This window comes from Vibrio anguillarum (genome assembly GCF_001989995.2).
Classification (GTDB): Bacteria; Pseudomonadota; Gammaproteobacteria; order Enterobacterales; family Vibrionaceae; genus Vibrio; species Vibrio anguillarum.
In genome coordinates this window covers 49,355-70,202 of record NZ_JAHGUP010000042.1, presented here as the reverse complement: position 1 = coordinate 70,202, position 20,848 = coordinate 49,355, and the positions used below count along the sequence as shown (strand labels likewise).

Genomic DNA, 20,848 nt, shown 5'->3' with positions numbered 1-20,848 from the left:
CTTGCTGAGAATTATTCTTCTTCGCTAAACCAACAAATATTGCGCGCTGCCATGATCAATTGACCTGCACGCTCTTCTGTTAGACCTTCAATATTTTCGAGGTCATCAATACCTTGGTCAGCAAGATCTTCTAATGTGACTATGCCTTTCGCTGCGAGTTTAAAGGCCATTTCACGCTCTAAACCTTCTAGTGCGAGCAGATCTTCTGCTGGCTCTAGCCCTTCAAAAGACTCTTCTTGTGCTAGCGCAATCGTGGTCAACGCATTCTTCGCGCGAGTACGCAATGCTTCGATGATATCTTCATCTAGGCCGTCAACTTCAAGTAGCTCAGCAACTGGCACATAAGCCACTTCTTCAAGCGTTGAGAAGCCTTCTTCAACCAATAACTCAGCGAAGTCTTGCTCGATATCGAGGTACTTCATAAAGTTTTCAATAGAAGCCATCGATTCTTCTTGATGTTTTTTCTGTAGATCAGCAACCGTCATAACATTCAATTCCCAACCAGTCAGTTGAGAAGCGAGACGTACGTTTTGACCATTACGACCGATTGCTTGCGCTAGGTTATCCGCTTCAACAGCAATATCAATTGAGTGCGTATCTTCATCCATGATGATCGATGCAACATCTGCTGGTGCCATTGCATTGATAACAAATTGAGCTGGGTTATCATCCCAAAGAACGATATCAATGCGCTCACCGCCGAGCTCACTCGATACGGCTTGAACACGTGCTCCACGCATACCGACACACGCGCCCACAGGGTCAATGCGTTTGTCATTGGTTTTGACTGCAATTTTCGCACGCGAACCCGGATCACGAGCCGCGGCTTTCAATTCAATCAGCTCTTCACCGATTTCTGGCACTTCTACACGGAATAGCTCAGCGAGCATTTCTGGTTTTGAACGAGTAATGAAGAGTTGGAATCCGCGCGCTTCAGGGCGTACAGCATATAGCAGACCACGAACTCGGTCACCTGGACGAAAGTTTTCACGCGGTAGCTGGTCATCACGTAAAATAACCGCTTCAGCGTTATTACCTAAATCCAAAATAACCGAATCACGGTTTACTTTCTTAACAACGCCAGTAACCAACTCACCTTCGTTATCAATAAACTGTTCGACGATTTGCGCACGTTCAGCTTCACGCACTTTTTGTACGATAACTTGTTTTGCTGTTTGTGTTGTAATACGGTCAAAGGTCACTGATTCAATTTGATCTTCAATATATTGACCAAGTTCAGCTGTTTCGTCGTCGTATTTAGCTGCATCGTATGAAATTTCTTTTGTTGGATGTTCAACATTTTCAACGATTAACCAACGGCGAAAAGTTTCAAACTCACCCGTTTTACGGTCGATAGCAACACGTACATCGACTTCAATTTCATGTTTCTTCTTTGTTGATGTGGCAAGCGCAGTTTCAAGCGCCTCAAAAATACGCTCACGAGGTACGGCCTTCTCGTTCGAAACCGCCTCAACTACCGCTAAAATTTCTTTACTCATTTAATCTAGCCTCTTAAGCTCTTTTCTCTAGGAGAACTAAAATTTAGGGATCAGGTTAGCTTTAGAAATATTGCTTAGCGCAAATAGTTCTTCTTTCCCATCAACGCTAATTGCAACGGTTTCGCCATCAATAGAATGGATAATTCCTTTCCATTTGCGGCGGTTGCCGACACCCATTTTCAAAACGATGCTGACTTCGTGACCAATAAACTGTTCATAATGCGCTGCTTTAAAAAGTGGTCTCTCTAAACCTGGTGAAGAAACTTCTAGGTTGTAAGCCACAGAAATTGGATCTTCAACATCGAGCACAGCACTCACTTGATGGCTCACTTCTGCGCAATCATCAACGTTAATACCGTTTTCATGATCAATATAGATGCGTAATGTTGAGTGCTCTCCGGCACGAATAAATTCTAATCCAACTAACTCATAACCTGATGCCGCTACTGGAGCGTCAAGCATTTCAGTAAGTTGTCTTTCTAAACCAGTCATTTAAACCACTCCAGAAACAAAAAAAGGGCACAGAGCCCAATTTAAATTCCAAGCAACTATCTGAAAATCTCATACTTGAGAAACTCAGATAACAAAAAACCCCGATTAGTCGGGGTTTTTTGTTGCTGGACCCTGATGATTGAGAATCTAAATTCTCAATTGCAGTGAGGTTGACACTGCACAAACTTGCATCCAAAACCCAAAAAGAATTTGGTTGCGGGGGCCGGATTTGAACCGACGACCTTCGGGTTATGAGCCCGACGAGCTACCAAGCTGCTCCACCCCGCGTCCGACTTGCGAGCATTATACGCTCTATCAAGTGATTTACAAGTTTGTAAATAATGGTGCCGAGAGAGGGACTCGAACCCTCACACCTAAGGCGCTAGCACCTCATGCTAGTGTGTCTACCAATTTCACCATCTCGGCAATTATTTGTACTTATCTAAGATAAGTTATTGCGGGATTTCGTCACCAGATTTTACTGGAACGTCACTCGCTGTATCCGTAGTTTGCTCAATCACTTGACCTTTAGTTGGGTCAATCCATTGTGATTCAGTTTTATGCGTAGACAAATTGCCCAATGCCAAACTAAGAATGAAGAATACGGTTGCAAAAATTGCAGTCATTCGGGTTAGGAAATTTCCTGAGCCACTAGCACCAAACACAGTGTTTGACGCGCCAGCACCGAAAGAGGCTCCCATATCTGCGCCTTTACCTTGTTGAATTAACACTAGGCCAATGATACCAAGCGCTGCCAACAGGTAAATCACAAGTAGAACTGTAAACATTACTTCCACCTATGTTCCAAATAATTGAGCCAGCGCCGTTCTTATCAACTGACTTGAACAAGGCTAGCGACCTCCTCAACGAAGGCGGACGCAATACTAACGAATGCATCCCATGCTGACAAGGAGTATTTTATAAAAAAATGGAGTTTATGCTTCAAGCGGTTAAAAAAAGGGCAACAACACCCTATGTGTATAGCTAACCATAAGATTTCAAGCCGAATTACGGTCATGAAATCCTAGGTTAACTCATATTATTTGCCTGGTTAGCAATTATCTTTAACCGCTTGCGCTATCTTTAATGCTGAATTTTTTACTAGCTCAGCATCTTCCCCTTCCACCATCACGCGCAATAAAGGTTCAGTACCTGATTTACGCAAGAGCACTCGACCTTGGCTACCAAGTTCCGCTTCTACGGCAGCTACAGCTGCTTTTACCGCTTCGGCTTCTAATGGGTTGGAATCACCACTAAAACGTACGTTTTCTAAAACCTGCGGGTAAAGCGTCATGCCTTTAGCCAGTTCATTGAGCGACATTTCACTGCCCACAACGGAAGCAAGAACTTGCAACGCCGCAACAATCGCATCACCCGTAGTCACTTTGTCTAGCAGTATGATGTGCCCTGAATTTTCTGCGCCAATTTTCCAACCTTTTGCCAGCAATTTTTCCATCACATAACGGTCACCAACCGCCGCGCGCGCAAAAGGGATACCTAACTGCTTTAAGCCGTTTTCCATACCAAGGTTTGTCATTAGCGTTCCAACAACACCACCTTTTAATTCTCCACGTCTCAGGGCATCACGGGCGATGATATAGGCAATTTGATCTCCATCCACTTTATTGCCAAGCTCATCAACCATAATTAAGCGATCGCCATCACCATCAAATGCCAGTCCTAAATCTGCTTTTTCTGCCACAACGCGCTGTTGCAACGCGCGGACATCCGTTGCTCCAACTTCGTCATTAATATTCAGACCATCTGGCTCAACCCCCATTGCTATCACTTCAGCGCCAAGTTCCTTAAAGACATTAGGCGCGATGTGATAGGTGGCACCATGAGCACAGTCAACGACGATTTTCAGCTTTGATAAATTCCATTGCGATGGAAAGGTACTTTTACAAAACTCGATATACCGCCCTGCAGCGTCGACCATACGTGAAGCCTTACCAAGTTCGGCAGACTCGACACACTCAATCGGTTTATCCAATTCAGCTTCGATCTCCAATTCAATTTCATCAGGTAATTTAGTCCCTTCGGATGAGAAGAATTTGATGCCGTTATCGTAATAAGGGTTATGCGACGCTGAGATAACGATCCCCGCTTCGGCACGAAAGGTTTGAGTCAGGTAAGCAACAGCTGGCGTCGGCATAGGTCCGGTAAAAATCGCCTTTAATCCTGCAGCGGCTAAGCCCGCTTCTAGAGCCGACTCAAGCATATAACCTGAAATACGCGTATCTTTACCAATAATGACTTTTTTCGTGCCTTGTTTTGCCAATACACGTCCAGCTGCCCAGCCAAGTTTTAATACGAAATCGGGAGTGATAGGATACTGTCCAACTTTACCGCGGACACCATCTGTACCAAAGTAACGTCTTTTGTCAGACATGATTTTTCCTTAATTATTATTGTTAACTATTTTGAATAATGGTTTGTACTATTTTCATTGCTTCAATGGTTTCGTTCACATCATGGACACGAATAATCTGTGCACCTTTCATTGCCGCTACAGCCGCGCAGGTAACGCTCGCCACCATACATTCAGCTGGTTTTTTATTGAGTAGTTTAAAAATCATTGACTTACGAGACATCCCAGCCAATATCGGCAAACCTAGCTGATGAAATGCGTCTAGATGTGCAAGCAGATAATAATTATGCTCAATGGTTTTGCCAAATCCAAAACCGGGGTCGAGGATAATATTTGCACGCGCGATCCCCGCGCGCTCGCACGCTGCGACTCGATCTTCTAGAAAGAGCTTAACATCCGCTAACACATCTTGATAATGTGGGCTGGTTTGCATCGTTCGTGGCTGGCCTTGCATATGCATGATACAGACAGGCACTTGTGCTTTAGCCGCAACCTCTAATGCCCCCGGCTCTTGCAGTGCACGAACATCATTAATCAAATCAGCACCAGCCTCAACCGCCTGACGCATCACTTCAGCTTTACTAGTGTCAATTGAAATCCAGACGTCATATTTTGCACGAATAGCTTTAATAATAGGAATAACACGAGATAATTCGTCATCGAGAGTCACTTCTGGAGCACCCGGCCGAGTTGACTCCCCTCCAATATCAATAATGCTGACACCTGCGGCAATCATTTTATCGGCATGCTCTAGTGCCAAATCTAGCGCGTTAAATTTTCCACCATCGGAAAATGAATCCGGTGTCATGTTCAAGATACCCATGACATGAGGACGATCGAGGATAAGTGTCTTTGTTGGGGTTTGAATCTTCATTTTGCTCTAAAACACAAAAACCCCGAGAAAGCTCGGGGTTTAATTTGAATATTAACGATTACTCAGCATCTTTCTTTTCTGAGGACTCAGTGGCTACTTCGTCTTCTGCTGCTGGCTCTACTTTTGGCTCTTGAGCTTTTTCCGCTTCCGCTTTTTCTGCTTGAGCTTTGGCTTGATCAGCCCAACCTGCAGGTTCGCGAATCTCGGTTTTACGCTCCATTAAGTCATCAATTTGGCCTGCATCAATCGTTTCGTATTTCATCAACGCATCTTTCATTGCATGCATAATATCCATATTTTCTTCAAGGATTTTACGCGCACGATCATAGTTGCGGTCAATAATTTTACGAACTTCGTCATCAATCAACTTAGCAGTATCTTCAGACACATGCTTAGTTTGAGTCACGCTGCGCCCTAAGAAGACTTCACCTTCATCTTCTGCATACAACAATGGGCCAAGTTTTTCCGAAAAGCCCCATTGCGTAACCATTTTACGAGCAATGGCTGTCGCACGTTCGATATCGTTTGATGCACCAGTTGAAACGTTCTCTGGGCCGTAAATTAACTCTTCCGCTAAACGACCGCCATACAAGCTTGAAATCATAGACTCAAGATGCAGCTTCGACATGCTAACTCTGTCTTGTTCAGGCAAGTACATCGTCACACCTAAAGCTCGACCACGTGGAATAATCGATACTTTATAAACAGGATCATGTTCAGGTACCAAACGACCAACAATGGCGTGTCCTGCTTCATGATAAGCTGTTGATGCTTTAGTTTCTTCAGACATCACCATCGAACGACGTTCAGCACCCATCATGATTTTGTCTTTTGCTAACTCAAACTCAACCATTGAAACATTGCGTTTGTTACCGCGAGCAGAGAATAACGCCGCCTCGTTCACTAAGTTCGCCAAATCGGCACCAGAGAAACCCGGTGTTCCGCGAGCAATCAATGAAGGTTCAACATCACCAGCTAAAGGTACTTTGCGCATATGAACTTTCAAGATCTGTTCACGACCGCGAACATCAGGTAAACCGACCACCACTTGACGGTCAAAACGCCCCGGACGCAGCAATGCTGGGTCTAAAACGTCTGGACGGTTGGTTGCCGCAATGACGATAACGCCTTCATTACCTTCAAAACCATCCATTTCAACCAACATTTGGTTTAACGTCTGCTCACGCTCATCGTGACCGCCGCCGACACCAGCACCACGTTGACGACCTACCGCATCAATCTCATCAATAAAGATGATACAAGGTGAAGCCTTTTTCGCTTGCTCGAACATGTCACGTACACGAGATGCACCGACACCAACAAACATTTCAACGAAATCAGAACCAGATATAGTGAAGAACGGTACTTTCGCCTCACCAGCAATTGCTTTTGCCAGTAATGTTTTACCTGTACCAGGAGGACCAACCATCAAAACACCGGTTGGAATTTTGCCACCCAGTTTTTGGAAGCGACTCGGATCACGCAAGTAATCCACAAGCTCTTTCACATCTTCTTTCGCTTCGTCACAACCCGCCACATCACCGAACGTGGTTTTGATTTGCTCTTCACTCATCATACGAGCTTTGCTCTTACCAAATGACATGGCACCTTTGCCACCGCCACCTTGCATTTGACGCATGAAGAATATCCAAACACCGATCAGTAGGATCATGGGGAACCAAGAGATAAAGATGGTCCCGAGCAAACTTTGCTCTTCTGGTGGTGTACCTTGTACTTTAACGTTTTGATTAATCAAATCATCAAGCAGTTTTTGATCGTACACGGGCATGTAAGTTACATAGCGAGTACCACCGCCTCTACGAGTAAAGGAAATTTCACTATTGTTAAATTGAGCTTCTTGAATCTGGCCTTGGCCAACTTCCTGTACGAACGTGGTGTAATCCACTGCTTTGCCGTTACTATCACCAGGGCCAAAGCTCTGGAATACCGACATTAAAACGACAGCTATAACTAGCCACAGAATTAAATTTTTTGCCATATCACTCAAGGTGTAAGCCTCGCGATAACTAATTGTAATTAAAGGTAGGGTACTACAGTTTGTAACCTGTAGCCATATGTTAACTTATGCCTTGTACAGCAAAAACGTTAACCTTTGTAACCAGTGGCTACAACAAAGACTTCTCTTGAGCGAGCTCGCGAAGAGTCTGGTTTTCTTATTTTCACGACTTTAAACAGGTTTCGAACTTCTTTGACATAATCATCAAAGCCTTCTCCCTGAAAAACCTTGACCACAAAACTACCATTTGGAGTAAGAACTTGTCGACACATATCTAGAGCTAGTTCAACCAAATACATTGCCCTTGGCTGATCAACCGAATTATTTCCGGCGATGTTAGGTGCCATGTCTGACATCACCACATCAACCATATCAGGCTGTATACGATCTAATAGTGCGTCCAGCACGGCCTCTTCACGAAAATCGCCTTGTAAGAAAGCAACGCCAACAATAGGATCCATCGGCAAAATATCACACGCGATCACTCGGCCTTTATCACCGACGATACCCGCTGAATATTGAGACCACCCGCCGGGAGCCGCCCCTAAATCCACAACAGTCATTCCTGGCCTAAGCAGTTTATCTTTATTTTGAATCTCTTCTATTTTGAAAATAGCACGCGAACGATAACCTCTCTTTTTGGCTTCATTCACGTATTTATCATCAAAATGTTCTTTCAACCAGCGACTAGAGCTGGCCGAATGCTTCTGTTTACTCATTCGATTCCTAACTGAAATGTTTCCATCCAAGAAAGTATGGTAGAAAATATAGTCTTCAGGGATAGATGGCGTTAAAATAGCTTTTTTCAACCCTTATATTAAATAAAATTGGCCGCATAATGAACCTAAGCACCAAACAAAAGCAGCACCTTAAAGGCCTAGCACACAGTTTGAAACCTGTTGTACTGATGGGCGCGAATGGACTCACTGAGGCTGTTCTAGCGGAAATCGAGATTGCCCTCAACCACCACGAACTGATCAAAGTGAAAGTAGCATCCGAAGATCGCGAAACTAAGCAGTTGATTATCGATGCTATCGTGCGTGAGACTGGCGCAGAAAAAGTACAAACCATTGGTAAGATTCTCGTACTATTTCGTCAAACCGAGCAACGTAAAATCGAGATCCCTCGTAAGTAATCAGTCGCGTTATCGACGCTCTGACTCTGATGGATACAGACAAAAAAAGGTCGCACACTGCGACCTTTTTGATTGTTGTTGAAATGAATTAGAGGTATTCAACTTTATCGATTTCGAAATCTTTATCACCACCAGGAGTGGCGATAATCACCTCATCACCTTCCATTTTACCGATCAAACCGCGGGCAATCGGTGAGCTGACAGAAATGCGCCCAGATTTAATCTCAGCTTCATCTTCACCCACAATCTGGTAGCGTTTCACTTCATCAGTATCACTGTCAATCAATGTCACTGTTGAACCAAAAATCACTTTGCCTGTATTTTCCATTTTAGTGATATCGATCACCTGAGCAACAGATAGCTTATATTCAATATCACGAATTTGAGCCTCACAAATACCTTGCTCTTCTCGAGCAGCGTGATATTCCGCATTTTCTTTTAGGTCGCCAAGTTCACGTGCGGTTGCAATAGCTTGGGTAATTTGTGGACGTAATTTTAGCAGCCTATCTAACTCTTCGCGCAGCAATTGTTCACCACGAACTGTCATTGGAACTTTTTCCATTTTATACCTCTAATGCCAAAATTCGTATTTGGGCAAAACAAAACTACCCAACACAACAAAGGTTAGGTAGTACATGGATTAACATAGTTGCTAATCAGTGTAATCAAACTTCGTGACTAAATCATCTTAAATCACACGTGACCCCTGTCAGATTTCTGTGAATGAGTTTAGGGGAAAGTGATAAAAAACAGACACAAAGCTCATTTTCACGAATGTTTTCGCACAAAAAACCGACCCACTTCACTAAAAAAAAATAAAAAACAAACTATTCAGACCAGTTGATAAAAACCAATAAATAAAATAAAAAACAAAGACTTGATATTTATTTACACTAAATAAAACGGTGTTCATAAATCTGTTTTATATCATTTTACTAACTAATTTCGGAACTTAAGAGTAAAAGTAGAACACGAAATGCTAGTAACGTTTGGTTGTACATTAGTGAAGGTTTACAAAACCCAACCTATGCAACTCAATGTTCAAAAGCACTCGAAGGACGATATAGACGTCGCAAATAAAAATATTTATGGACAGTAAATTAGGACTAATAAGATGAACAAAACTCTGATTGCTTTAGCAGTATCAGCTGCTGCAGTAGTAACTGGTGTAAATGCTGGTGAGCTATACAACCAAGACGGTACATCTCTAGAAATGGGCGGCCGCGCAGAAGCACGTCTTTCTCTTAAAGATGGCAAAGCGGAAGATAAAACTCGCGTACGTCTAAACTTCCTAGGTAAAGTAGCGATCAACGATAGCCTATACGGTGTTGGTTTCTACGAAGGTGAATTTACTACTGCTGACGACGGTAAAGCTGACCAAAAAGGTGATTTAGAAAACCGTTATACTTATGCTGGTATCGGCGGTAACTTCGGTGAAGTAACTTACGGTAAAAATGACGGCGCGCTAGGTGTTATCACTGACTTTACTGGTATCATGTCTTACCACGGCAACTCAGCAGCGTATAAAATCGCTGTAGCAGACCGCGTAGACAACATGGTTGCTTATAAAGGTCAATTTGCTGATCTAGGCGTTAAAGCAAGCTACCGTTTTGCTGACCGTCAAGAAAGCACGTCTGCAATCACAGACAACAATGCAGATGGCTACTCTCTATCAGCTATCTACGCAATCGGCGACACTGGTGTTAAGCTAGGTGCGGGTTACGCAGATCAAGATACAGCAGCGAATGCGTCTTCTGATCAATACATGCTAGCAGCGTCTTACGCTATCTCTGATTTCTACTTCGCTGGTACTTTTGTTGATGGTCAAGACAAAGCAGCAAATAGCAAAACAGATAAAACTGGTTATGAGCTAGCAGCAAAATACACTATGGGTCAAGCTGTATTCACTTCTACTTACAACTACCTAGAATCTAAAAATTCTGGCAATAAAGCAGATGAAGCTGATAACTTTGCAGTTGATGCAACTTACTTCTTCAAACCTAACTTCCGTTCGTATATCTCTTACAACTTCAACCTACTTGATTCAGACAAAGTAGGTAAAGCTAAATCTGAAGACGAACTAGCACTAGGTCTACGTTACGACTTCTAATTCTTGGCTTAATGTCATAGATTTAAAACGCCTGCTTGCTAGCAGGCGTTTTTTTATCTCGCTATACTGTATGCACACTCCGCCCTGAAATGCCGTGTTATGCTCTTATTAAACCGCAGTGCTTTTTTATTCATACTCTCATTCTTCCTTCCTTTATCGACTTTGGCGTATACGCCTTTGCAAACACTGCCACAAGGTACTCGGGTGGGTTTATTCGTTCACTCTTTAGCCACTGAACAGGTTTTTCAAGATACTGATAACATACAAGCGCTTTTCCCTCCTGCCAGCACTTTAAAAATGCTCACCGCGCTTGCCGCCACGCTAGAGCTTGGCGAACAATTTCGCTTCACGACTCAACTAACTCAACATGGCGATGACATTGTTATTCACTTCTCTGGCGACCCTACGTTAACCAGCCAAGATATGAAGCAGCTACTCAGCGAGCTAAAAAAACAGGGCATCTCACAAATAAAAGGCAACCTTTGGTTAGATAATTCAGCCTTTTCAGGTTACGACCGCGCGGTTGGATCACCTTGGGATATTCTGGGGGTATGCTATAGCGCCCCATCAAGTGCAATCACTCTGGATGGTAATTGTGTGCAAGCCTCTATTTATACGCAACCGAACGGGAAAACTCGGGTTTATGTGCCTGAGCACTATCCCATTCACGTGACCAGCTACGCAAGAAGTGTCACTAAGACTGAACAAGAGAGCGCTCGCTGTGATTTAGAACTGCGTACTTCAGAGCAGAACCATTACCAGCTCGACGGCTGTTTGGCCGAGCGAACACAACCTCTGCCACTAAAGTTTGCCGTGCAAGACCCAAACTTATACGCCACACGTATGATTTATAAGCAACTCAAACAAGTGGGCATTGAATTACTAGGCGAGGTTAAGCTGGGTGTAAAGCAAGATGAACTGAGCATAGAAAAGGGTTCATTGATAGCAACACATCAATCTATGCCACTGTACTCGTTGTTAGAAATGATGCTTAAAGAGTCTGACAATTTGATTGCTGACAGTTTAACCAAAACACTTGGCCAGCATTTTTTTATTCAACCCGGCAGTTTTAGTAATGGCACCGAGGCGATCAAGCAGATCCTTTTTTCTCGAACAGGCATCAACTTGGCACAAGCTCAGTTGGCTGATGGTTCGGGTTTATCACGTAACAACCGCCTGTCAGTACAAAATATGGTGGATGTGCTGAATTACATTTGGATTAATAATCAAACCCTTAAGCTTATTGACATCATGCCTAAAGCAGGTGAATCCGGTACCTTACAGTACCGACGTAGTATGCGTGGCCAAGCTATACAAGGGCAGCTAATTGCCAAAAGTGGTTCGCTTTATGGAACGCATAACATGGCGGGCTTCGGTTTAGATAAACAAGGAAAACCGAGTACATTATTTGTTCAATTCATCACTGATTATTATCCGCAAGATCAAGGCGATAACACTAGTGTTACCGCCCCGATTGCTCAATTTGAGACGCTCTTCTTTGAAGATGTCGTTAAGTTCAGTCAGCTCAGTCCTAATGAATAATTCACCACGTTAAAGTAGATCCACATACCCGAAATATCGACGATAGAAGCCAGTACAGGGCTAACTAATACCGCAGGATCTAATTTAAAAACGCGCGCAGCAATGGGTAATAAGCCACCAATCGTCGTAGAAATAGTGACTTGGATAAAGAGCGCAACCGCAATTGCAAACGCAATGTTTTCTAGTGGAAAGCCTCCGGTTGAGTTGGCATCACTAAACAACATAATGCGAGCCACCATCACCGCAGAGATAGCCAACGCAAGACAAACCGCAACACGGCACTCCTTCCATAATACACGCAACCATTGACGTTTGCGTAATTCACCAACCGCCAACGCGCGCACGACTAACGTCGCAGCTTGCGAGCCAGTATTCCCACCTGCAGCAGCAATAACAGGCATATACACAGCTAAGAGCACAAGCTGGCTCAATGTATCTTCATACTGGGTAATAATCAGCCCTGATACGATACCAAGTAGTGCCAATACAATAATCCAGCCAATACGCTGCTTCACATGTTCAATCACGCTAGTGGTTAAATAGCTTTGTGCCGTTTCAACTTCTGAGTAAATAAACCCCAATTGGTTAGCGTAATGGCGAGCGCGAATGTCATAACCCCCTTTATCTAATTCACTGAGTAGTTGCTGAACATAACCAATAGTACAGTGACGTAAAATCGCCACTGCCTCTTCGATAGGCATCACTGCCAATAAATGTACCTGTTTTTGCTGTTCGTACTGCAAAAATGCATTACGAGCCGCACCAATCTCTTCCAAAGAAAAGTTAGGTGAATTTTCAATATAAATGTTGCTCATTACCGTCATGGCGAATCTCCCGATTGGCAAAGGTAACGACCATCGAAATGATAACCAAATGCAATATATACATGAGCAATGACGTCATTGTTCATCAATGTAATTCACAGATAAGTTTTCATCTCAAACTAGAGAGCAGGAGAAAAATCGAGAGGAGTAAATCAGAAAAGATAAGCCCTACCACTGAAGGTAGGAGCGAAGATCGCCAATACCGAAAGCGGTTATTTTTCTCCCTTCATACTAGGGGGATGGTCGGTATTGTTCATAAAAATCTCCGAAAGTACTGCTCAATTAGCAGTGCGCAAATTGTACCAAAGCCTTTGGCGAAATACACTCTGATCTTTGCATCCAATGCGTTCCAATTTCACGCATACCCAACCACACCATTCAGATTGAAGATTTAATGACTAATTAATATGCCAAGATCAGGTCCAGCAAAAAAGCGCCCTTAGGCGCTTTGATGAATAGACGGTTCACTTTACTGTGATTTTTACTTTACAGTAACTCGTGCGAACTTACGCTTGCCGACTTGGTAAACATAAGTCCCCGCGGCTGGTACATTTTTGCTGTCGTCGATTTTTTCGCCATCTTGTTTGGCACCGCCTTGCTTGATCATTCGCATCGCATCAGACGTTGAAGCCACTAAACCCGCCTCTTTGAGCAGGTTAGTGATAGCAATACCCGCTGCAAATTCAAATTCTGGCATCTCTTCTGGCATCGCACCTTTTTGGAAGCGGTTGATAAACTCTTGCTCAGCCGCATCCGCCTCTTCTTTAGAGTGAAAACGTGCAATGATCTCTTTCGCCAACAAGATTTTGAGATCGCGTGGGTTCGTGCCATTTTCAACATCAGCTTTGAACTGTGCGACTTCTTCCAATGGACGGAAAGAAAGCAACTCGTAGTAGCTCCACATTAATGTGTCAGAGATCGACATGATTTTGCCAAACATTTCACTTGGTGATTCACTGACACCAATGTAGTTGTGCGCTGATTTGGACATTTTTTTCTCGCCATCCAAACCAACAAGCAGTGGCATCATCAAGACAACTTGTGGTTTTTGACCATGTGCTTTTTGCAGTTCACGGCCCATCAATAGGTTGAATTTTTGGTCAGTACCGCCAAGCTCAACATCTGTCTCCATTGCGACTGAATCATAACCCTGTAGGAGTGGATACATGAATTCATGAATGGCAATAGGCTGACCATTAGCGTAGCGCTTTTTAAAATCATCGCGCTCTAGCATGCGTGCCACTGTTTGGTTCGATGCAAGACGGATCATGCCTTCCGCGCCCAATAGAGACAACCATTCAGAGTTAAACTGAATTTTCGTTTTAGCCGGATCGAGGATCTTAAACACTTGTGTCTTATAGGTTTCAGCATTACGCAAAACATCGTCACGAGTGAGCGGTGGACGCGTGGTATTTTTACCGCTTGGGTCACCAACCATACCCGTGAAATCACCAATCAAAAAGGTGACTTCATGGCCCAAATCTTGAAATGCACGTAATTTATTGAGGATCACCGTATGTCCAAGATGGATATCTGGAGCCGTTGGATCAGCACCTAATTTAATGCGCAGTGGACGGTTTTCTTTCAGTTTCGCGATCAATTCATCTTCTGGGATTAGCTCTTCAACGCCGCGTTTAATTTCAGCTAAAGCCGCTTCAATACTCGCCATTCTTGTTCACTCCTACAGATTTGGCAAAATTTAATAGTTGAACATCTTACTTGAATAGCGATGCTTTTTGAAACCAGTTAGACTAACGAACCGGCTAATTTCTTTATAATTTACTAAACGAACCTAAATATGCTTTCAATTTTCGCTCGTCTCCCTTGGGTGCATCGAATCCTCATCGCCTTTTTAAGCGCACTCATGGTTTTCGCGCTGCTATTTCTGCCAAATCCTGAAGATCTCGCTCAGGATCCAAATCGTCTAGAAATTGGTCGCCATTATCCATTAACCATTAACGCAGAAGCACTCTCTCCGGGAATATCTATCTCGCCTTCCACCATGCTGCGTTGGGAAACTTATCAAGTTAAATCGGGGGAAAGTGCCGCCGTATTATTTCAGCGAATTGGGCTTTCGGCTCGCTTACTCTATCAACTCACGGCAACAAATCGTGATATTGACAGCCAGCTTTCACGACTTAAGCCAGGAGATGAGCTGCAATTTGGCTTTGATGAAAATAATGAACTTGTTCAACTCAATCGCATTATTAGCGCCTTTGAAACCTTTCGTATCACTAAATCGGGCGATGGCTTTACTTCTGAGTTTGATAAAAAAGAGCTGATGTTCCAGTACAACTATGCCGAGGCGATCATTACTTCAAATTTTTGGAATGCGGGGATAAGCGCGGGTTTAACAGCAAACCAAATCATGGAGTTAGCGGGTATATTTGGTTGGGATGTGGATTTTGCGTTAGATATTCGTGAAGGTGACCAATTTAAGCTGCTATTCCAAGAAAAGGTGGTGGAAGGTGAGGTAATTGGCCGCGGAAATATCATTGCCGCCGCCTTTACCAACCAAGGTACGACGTTCACAGCAATATTGGACGATGCAACAGGCAATTACTATGACGAAAATGGCCGGGCCATGAAAAAGGCCTTTTTACGCTCGCCGATCGATTTTCGTCGCGTGACATCGAATTTCAATCCTGTGCGTCGCCACCCCGTCACAGGAAAAGTCACCGCACACAGAGGAACCGATTATGCCGCGCCAGTTGGTACCCCAATTTGGGCCGCCGGCGATGGTGTGGTTGAGAAATCAAGTTACAACCAATTTAATGGTAATTATGTGTTTATTCGTCACAGCAACACCTACATTACCAAATACCTACACTTACAACGACGTATGGTCAAAACGGGTCAACGAGTCAAGCAAGGACAAACGATTGGTACTTTAGGAGGTACTGGAAGAGTCACCGGCCCTCATCTCCACTATGAATTTTTGGTCAACGGTGTACACAAAAACCCAAGAACGGTCTCTTTACCGCAATCTAAATCCTTAACGGGCCAAGCAAAAAGCACCTTTATCGCCAATGCTCAAATTAGGCTTGGGAAGCTAGAACGCTATAGCCAATTACTCTATGCCAATAAATAATAAGAAAAGGCCCACCAATAATGTGGGCTTCATTGTGTAAGATTGAGCAGATTACTCTTCGAGAATAGGTGGTGGTTCCTTACGCCCCAACATCAACAAGCAAGGCGTCAGCACTAATGTTAAGACAGTGGCAAAAGCAAGGCCTCCCGCAACGGCCGTGGCGAGTTGTGACCACCATTGCGTGCTGGGAGCACCAAACTCAATTTTCTGGTTAATCAAGTCGATGTTCATCTCCAGTACCATTGGCAATAACCCTAAAATAGTCGTCACTGTGGTCAATAAAACGGGCCTTAAACGCTGAACACCAGTGCGTAAAATGGCCTCTTGTTTTGACAAGCCTCTGCGTATCAGTTGGTTATAAGTATCTATCAATACGATATTGTTATTCACCACGATGCCGGCCAAGGCGATGACCCCAATACCTGACATAATAATGCCGAAAGGTTTTTGGAAAATCAGCAGGCCCGCAAATACTCCGACCGTTGAAAACAGTACTGCACTTAAAATGAGGAATGCTTGGTAAAAACTATTAAATTGCGTAACCAGAATTAACCCCATAACCACCAGCGCAATCAAAAAGGCATTTTTTAGAAATTCTGAGGAATGTTCCTGCTCTTCATTTTGCCCTCGTAATTTAAACTCCACCCCATTAGGTAAATTCAGTTCCGACAATGCTTGAGTAACTTTGGGCAATTCAAGGGCCAGATTATACCCTTCCTTTAGATCCGCCATAATATCGATAACCCGTCGACCATCAATCCGTTTGATCGTATCTTGTTTGTGATCCGGTTTTATCTGCGCAAAATTGGTTATCGGCACCAGACCTGCGGGTGTGTTGACCCGTAACTGATCAAATCGACCAATATCACGCTTATCCTCTGGGTAACGCACCAAAATATCGACCTCTTCGTTTGCATCATCAGGCAAGTAGTCACCAATTTTTAGCCCATTAGTCACAAATTGCACTGTGTTACCCACCAATGTCGCATCGGCTGAAAATCGAGAAGCATCATCACGTCGAATATCAATTCGCCAGTCAATTCCTTCTTTATTTGAGGTGTCACTGATATTAGTCAACGCGGGATTGTTATCAGCCCACTTTCTGACCATTTTAGCGGCCTCATTAAGATTTTCAGGAGTACGCGCCGACATTTCAATCACCAGATCATGCTCAACCGGTGGCCCTGCATCTGGAAATTTATACTCGATTTCCACCCCTGAAAACTGATCTGTGGTGCTTTTAAGCTCTTCAATAATCGCTTTGACGGTGCGGCGATATTGCCAATCAACAGGGGTAATTTGAATCTGGCCAATTTCATCCTCTCCCCCCGTTCGAGTATAGACGCTCTCAAATTCCTCATGACCAAGCATCACCTGCTCAATTTCTCGCATTAAGGTGTCTTTTTCTTGGATGGAAAGATCGCCATAAGAACGAACTTTAACGGTGAAATAAGGCGGATCCACCTCTGGGAAGAATTCGGCACCGAGCCCTGCTTTGGCATAAGCAAAACCAATCACAATCGCGAGCACTATCGCACTGAACAGTATTTTAAGTGGGTGACGAATCGCAATGGCCAACGTGTGATAATAGAGCTTGGTGATGCCAGTCGCTTGGGCAAAATCACCTTCATGTAAAGCAATCATCCGTGCTTGACTGGCAGCCGAAGCATGTTGCGGTCGGCCAATTAAGCCTCCCAGCACAGGAACAAAAAGCAGTGCCATAATCAATGAAGCAGCCAGTGTAGCGATAAGCGTGAGAGGCAAGTATTTCATGAACTCACCCGTGATATCTGGCCAAAAAAGCAGAGGGGCAAAAGCGGCTAAAGTAGTAGCAGTTGATGCGGTAATCGGCCATGCCATCCGTTTTGCGGCATCTCGATACGCTTCTTTACGCGGCACACCTTCTTGCATGCGCCGATCAGCAAACTCAGTTACCACTATGGCTCCATCAACCAGCATGCCAACCGCCATAATTAATGCAAATAACACGACAATATTGACGGTTAGTCCAAACACCGACAAGACTAATAATCCGGTCAAAAATGAGCCTGGTATTGAGATACCAACCAGCAGCGCCGTCCTCATTCCCAAAATAGCGATAATCACGATCACGACTAAAATAATGGCCGACAGAATATTGTTTTGTAGATCGTTGAGCATGATTTCAACGTCTTTCGACTCATCCCACGTGTATTTCACCAACAAATTACTTGGCCAATCTTCCCGTTTTTGCGCCTCTCCCATTACCGTTTTTACCAGCTCAACGGTTTCGATGATATTTTCACCAGCACGCTTTTTAACGTCCAACACCACCGCCGATTTGCCATCTAAACGAGCAAAGCTTTCGGGGTCCCGAAATGCTCGTCTGACGGTCGCGATATCGCCAAAGGTGATTACTTGCTTACCATCAACCTTCACCGGAAGCTCTAACACATCTTTCAAGGATTCAAAAACTGAAGGAACCTTTACGGAAAAACGTCCGTAGCCCGTATCGACGAAACCCGCCGCAACGACTTTATTATTCAGTGCGATTAAGTTATAGATATCGCCTTGATCGAGTCCGTAACTTTCCATCAATAGGGGATCGACAATGATCTCAACAATATCTTCGCGATCGCCAGCGATATCAACTTCTAATACTTGTCGGTAGCTTTCTAATTTGTCTCTCAACTGCCTTGCAATTTGTACGATAGCTCTCTCTGGTAAAGTGCCATAAAGCACCACTGATAATACCGGTTGCTCTGATGCCAATGTTACTTCGTTCACGGTCGGCTCATCGCTGTCTGCTGGTAGCTTCGGCTCGGCCAAATTGACCGCATCTCTCACATCCGCCATCGCTTTATCAAGGTTAACGCCAACGTTAAATTCCAAAACTACAGAAGCATGCCCTTCGGAAGCATTCGACGTCATCTCTTTTACGCCTTCAATAGAGCGCATTTCTTGCTCTAGGGGCCGCACGATAAGGCGCTCAGCATCACTCGGTGATATGCCTTGATGACTTACGGAGACATAAATAATAGGAATAGTAATGTCAGGGCTCGATTCTTTAGGGATCGAAAAATAGGTCGCCACGCCAGCGATCAAGATAAAAATCAGCAGCGATAACATAGTGCGCGAGCGAGAGAGCGCCGCATCAATAATAGAAAACATGGCGCCCCCTACTGCGCTGAGTGGTTAGGTTTCTTGACCGCAATCACTTGATCACCATCTCGAACAAAACCTTGCCCAACGGTGATAATATCCACCGTATCCCCTAGCCCAGTTAGCCACACACCATCTTGCTCCGCTTTTACCAATTGAATGGGGATGAAGCGAACACGATCTTGCTGCAGTGTTTTAACACCTAAATTTCCTTGATCATCAAGCGCAAGCATGGCAGGCGTGATTTTCACCGCCAGTTGTGTTTCTAAACTCATCTCCACTTCAGCGCTCACACCCGCGGGGATCGTTTGATTGGGATTGTCTAATTCCACTTCGATAGCAAACGTGTTGGTGGTAGGTGATGAGACGCGAGAAATATAACGAACCTTGCCATCGATAATAGAACCATCGATAAAACGTACACGAGCGGTTTGGTTTTGTTTGATTTTTTGGATGTGTCGTTCGCTGACATCAGCTTCTATCACTAATTTACTGAGATCAATAAAGGTGACCATCGGGTCACCCACTCCGACAAAATCGCCTTTTTCTATCAATATGTCTTGAACAATGCCATCGAAGGGAGCCACAACTGACGTATTACGTAAAGCCAATTGGGCACGACTTTGCACAGCGCTGGCTTCCGCTAAAGCGGCTTGCGCCGAAGCAAAGGCCACTTCGCCTTGCAAACCTCGATTTTTTAACGACTCAGCGGCACTGAATTCTTTTTGTTTGAGTTTGAACAAGGCTTGCGCACTCTCTAATTGAGCCGCTAGATCAGCTTGATCGATTAAGACGATCTGTTGTCCTTTATTGACAGGCTGTCCTTTTGCTATCGATATCTGAGTAATTTTCCCTGCGATTTCAGCACCAATTTTAGCTTGACGATTAGGTGCGGTCCGACCGTAAAGATCGATATGCTTATCGGTCAATTCAGCCTCAAAAGATTGATAAATAACTTTCGCAAAAGGAATGGTGTCATTGGCAGTTTGCCGGGGCTCTTCCGCTTTCAATGCCCCAAAACCTAACCAAAAACAGAGAAGTAAAATAAAAATCGTCGAGAGTAGCCAAGGTCGTTGCGAAAAAAAGCGGCCAATAGATGAACGGCTGATTTTGGTATCAGGCATAAATAATCCTTTATTATGTTCTTGCCTTCTTAAGGTTAAGGCAAAGCCCTACATAACATCCAAATACGTAGGGCTATTAAGCTTAATTAGCTACAGTAGATTAATTGTGCATCGAACCTTTTTTAGTTAAACACTAAATGATGCACCACAACCGCATGTTGTTGTTGCATTAGGATTATTGACAAAAAAACGAGAGCCTTCTAGGCCTTCTGTGTAATCGACAATGCCACCTATCAAATATTGTAAGCTCATCGGGTCAACCACTAATGTCACGCCACTATTAACTATTGTGGTATCGCCATCGTTTACATTTTCATCAAAGGTAAACCCATATTGAAAACCGCTACAACCACCACCAGTAATATAAACGCGCAGTTTTAGCGCTGGATTCTCTTCTTCAGCAATCAACATTTTTACGCGTTGTGCTGCAGTATCAGAAAATGACAATGGTACATTTACTTCACTCACGATGGCCTCTCTCACTCGTGTTAATACCTGTCAGACTTATTATGCTTAACTTATGCCTGTAAAGGTGATTCTTTTTTAATAATGCAATGATTATCTAATACCTGACCTATTCGTTCAAGTATTCACCGTCACTTAAGCTAAAACTCCAACTATCGAGGCA

At 43.9% G+C, this 20,848-nt stretch carries 17 protein-coding genes and 2 tRNA genes; 4 read left to right on the top strand and 15 right to left on the bottom strand.

Going from position 1 to position 20,848, the window contains the following annotated elements:
* Positions 1–11: 11 nt before the first annotated feature.
* The 9 genes from nusA to rlmE form a co-directional block, all read right to left on the bottom strand.
* Positions 12–1,499 (bottom strand): transcription termination factor NusA, encoded by a 1,488-nt coding sequence (gene nusA, locus PL85_RS11670; protein ID WP_013857618.1) that lies wholly within the window; start codon positions 1,497–1,499, stop codon positions 12–14.
* A gap of 36 nt (positions 1,500–1,535) precedes the next feature.
* Positions 1,536–1,991 carry a ribosome maturation factor RimP gene (rimP, locus tag PL85_RS11665; protein WP_013857619.1) on the bottom strand — a complete coding sequence of 152 codons (456 nt, stop codon included), beginning with the start codon at positions 1,989–1,991 and terminating at the stop codon, positions 1,536–1,538.
* Positions 1,992–2,202: 211 nt separating this feature from the next.
* Positions 2,203–2,279: transfer RNA gene (locus PL85_RS11660), tRNA-Met, on the bottom strand.
* A 54-nt stretch (positions 2,280–2,333) separates the two neighbouring features.
* Positions 2,334–2,417 (bottom strand) — tRNA-Leu (locus PL85_RS11655).
* 26 nt (positions 2,418–2,443) lie between these two features.
* A complete protein-coding gene (gene secG / locus PL85_RS11650; RefSeq protein WP_010318534.1) occupies positions 2,444–2,779 on the bottom strand; it encodes a preprotein translocase subunit SecG in 336 nt (111 codons plus the stop codon).
* A gap of 263 nt (positions 2,780–3,042) precedes the next feature.
* Positions 3,043–4,383, bottom strand: coding sequence for a phosphoglucosamine mutase (glmM, locus tag PL85_RS11645; RefSeq protein WP_094146867.1), 1,341 nt, complete (start codon positions 4,381–4,383; stop codon positions 3,043–3,045).
* A 22-nt stretch (positions 4,384–4,405) separates the two neighbouring features.
* Positions 4,406–5,236, bottom strand: a complete 831-nt coding sequence (folP, locus tag PL85_RS11640; RefSeq protein WP_017045390.1) for a dihydropteroate synthase — start codon at positions 5,234–5,236, stop codon at positions 4,406–4,408.
* Positions 5,237–5,294: 58 nt separating this feature from the next.
* Positions 5,295–7,244 carry an ATP-dependent zinc metalloprotease FtsH gene (gene ftsH, locus PL85_RS11635; RefSeq protein WP_017049783.1) on the bottom strand — a complete coding sequence of 650 codons (1,950 nt, stop codon included), beginning with the start codon at positions 7,242–7,244 and terminating at the stop codon, positions 5,295–5,297.
* A gap of 98 nt (positions 7,245–7,342) precedes the next feature.
* Positions 7,343–7,972 (bottom strand): 23S rRNA (uridine(2552)-2'-O)-methyltransferase RlmE, encoded by a 630-nt coding sequence (gene rlmE, locus PL85_RS11630; protein ID WP_047690104.1) that lies wholly within the window; start codon positions 7,970–7,972, stop codon positions 7,343–7,345.
* Positions 7,973–8,091: 119 nt separating this feature from the next.
* Here rlmE and yhbY point away from each other — a divergent pair, with 119 nt between their 5' ends.
* Positions 8,092–8,388, top strand: coding sequence for a ribosome assembly RNA-binding protein YhbY (gene yhbY, locus PL85_RS11625; RefSeq protein WP_010318529.1), 297 nt, complete (start codon positions 8,092–8,094; stop codon positions 8,386–8,388).
* 88 nt (positions 8,389–8,476) lie between these two features.
* Here yhbY and greA read toward each other — a convergent pair whose 3' ends face one another.
* The gene (gene greA / locus PL85_RS11620) at positions 8,477–8,950 is read right to left on the bottom strand and encodes a transcription elongation factor GreA (protein ID WP_013857625.1); all 474 of its coding nucleotides are present in this window, start codon (positions 8,948–8,950) and stop codon (positions 8,477–8,479) included.
* A 552-nt stretch (positions 8,951–9,502) separates the two neighbouring features.
* Here greA and ompU point away from each other — a divergent pair.
* On the top strand, positions 9,503–10,498 hold the full coding sequence (gene ompU, locus PL85_RS11615; protein ID WP_115339535.1) for a porin OmpU: 996 nt from the start codon (positions 9,503–9,505) through the stop codon (positions 10,496–10,498).
* Positions 10,499–10,597: 99 nt separating this feature from the next.
* Positions 10,598–12,040 carry a serine-type D-Ala-D-Ala carboxypeptidase gene (gene dacB, locus PL85_RS11610; RefSeq protein WP_115339534.1) on the top strand — a complete coding sequence of 481 codons (1,443 nt, stop codon included), beginning with the start codon at positions 10,598–10,600 and terminating at the stop codon, positions 12,038–12,040.
* Here the strand turns inward: dacB and PL85_RS11605 are convergent.
* Entirely contained in the window at positions 12,019–12,864 is an 846-nt protein-coding gene (locus tag PL85_RS11605; protein WP_064624449.1) for a magnesium transporter, read from the bottom strand. The genes dacB and PL85_RS11605 overlap by 22 nt on opposite strands.
* A 481-nt stretch (positions 12,865–13,345) precedes the next feature.
* Positions 13,346–14,533, bottom strand: coding sequence for a tyrosine--tRNA ligase (tyrS, locus tag PL85_RS11600; protein ID WP_013857629.1), 1,188 nt, complete (start codon positions 14,531–14,533; stop codon positions 13,346–13,348).
* Between the two features lie 129 nt (positions 14,534–14,662).
* Here tyrS and PL85_RS11595 point away from each other — a divergent pair, with 129 nt between their 5' ends.
* Complete coding sequence (locus tag PL85_RS11595; protein ID WP_017045385.1) at positions 14,663–15,955, top strand: peptidoglycan DD-metalloendopeptidase family protein; 1,293 nt, start codon at positions 14,663–14,665, stop codon at positions 15,953–15,955.
* A gap of 51 nt (positions 15,956–16,006) precedes the next feature.
* Here PL85_RS11595 and PL85_RS11590 read toward each other — a convergent pair whose 3' ends face one another.
* The 3 genes from PL85_RS11590 to erpA form a co-directional block, all read right to left on the bottom strand.
* On the bottom strand, positions 16,007–19,105 hold the full coding sequence (locus tag PL85_RS11590) for an efflux RND transporter permease subunit (protein ID WP_088720907.1): 3,099 nt from the start codon (positions 19,103–19,105) through the stop codon (positions 16,007–16,009).
* 8 nt (positions 19,106–19,113) lie between these two features.
* Positions 19,114–20,220: an efflux RND transporter periplasmic adaptor subunit gene (locus PL85_RS11585; protein WP_115339533.1), complete on the bottom strand. Its 1,107-nt coding sequence runs from the start codon at positions 20,218–20,220 to the stop codon at positions 19,114–19,116.
* Between the two features lie 126 nt (positions 20,221–20,346).
* Positions 20,347–20,688: an iron-sulfur cluster insertion protein ErpA gene (erpA, locus tag PL85_RS11580; protein ID WP_026027518.1), complete on the bottom strand. Its 342-nt coding sequence runs from the start codon at positions 20,686–20,688 to the stop codon at positions 20,347–20,349.
* Positions 20,689–20,848: the final 160 nt, after the last annotated feature.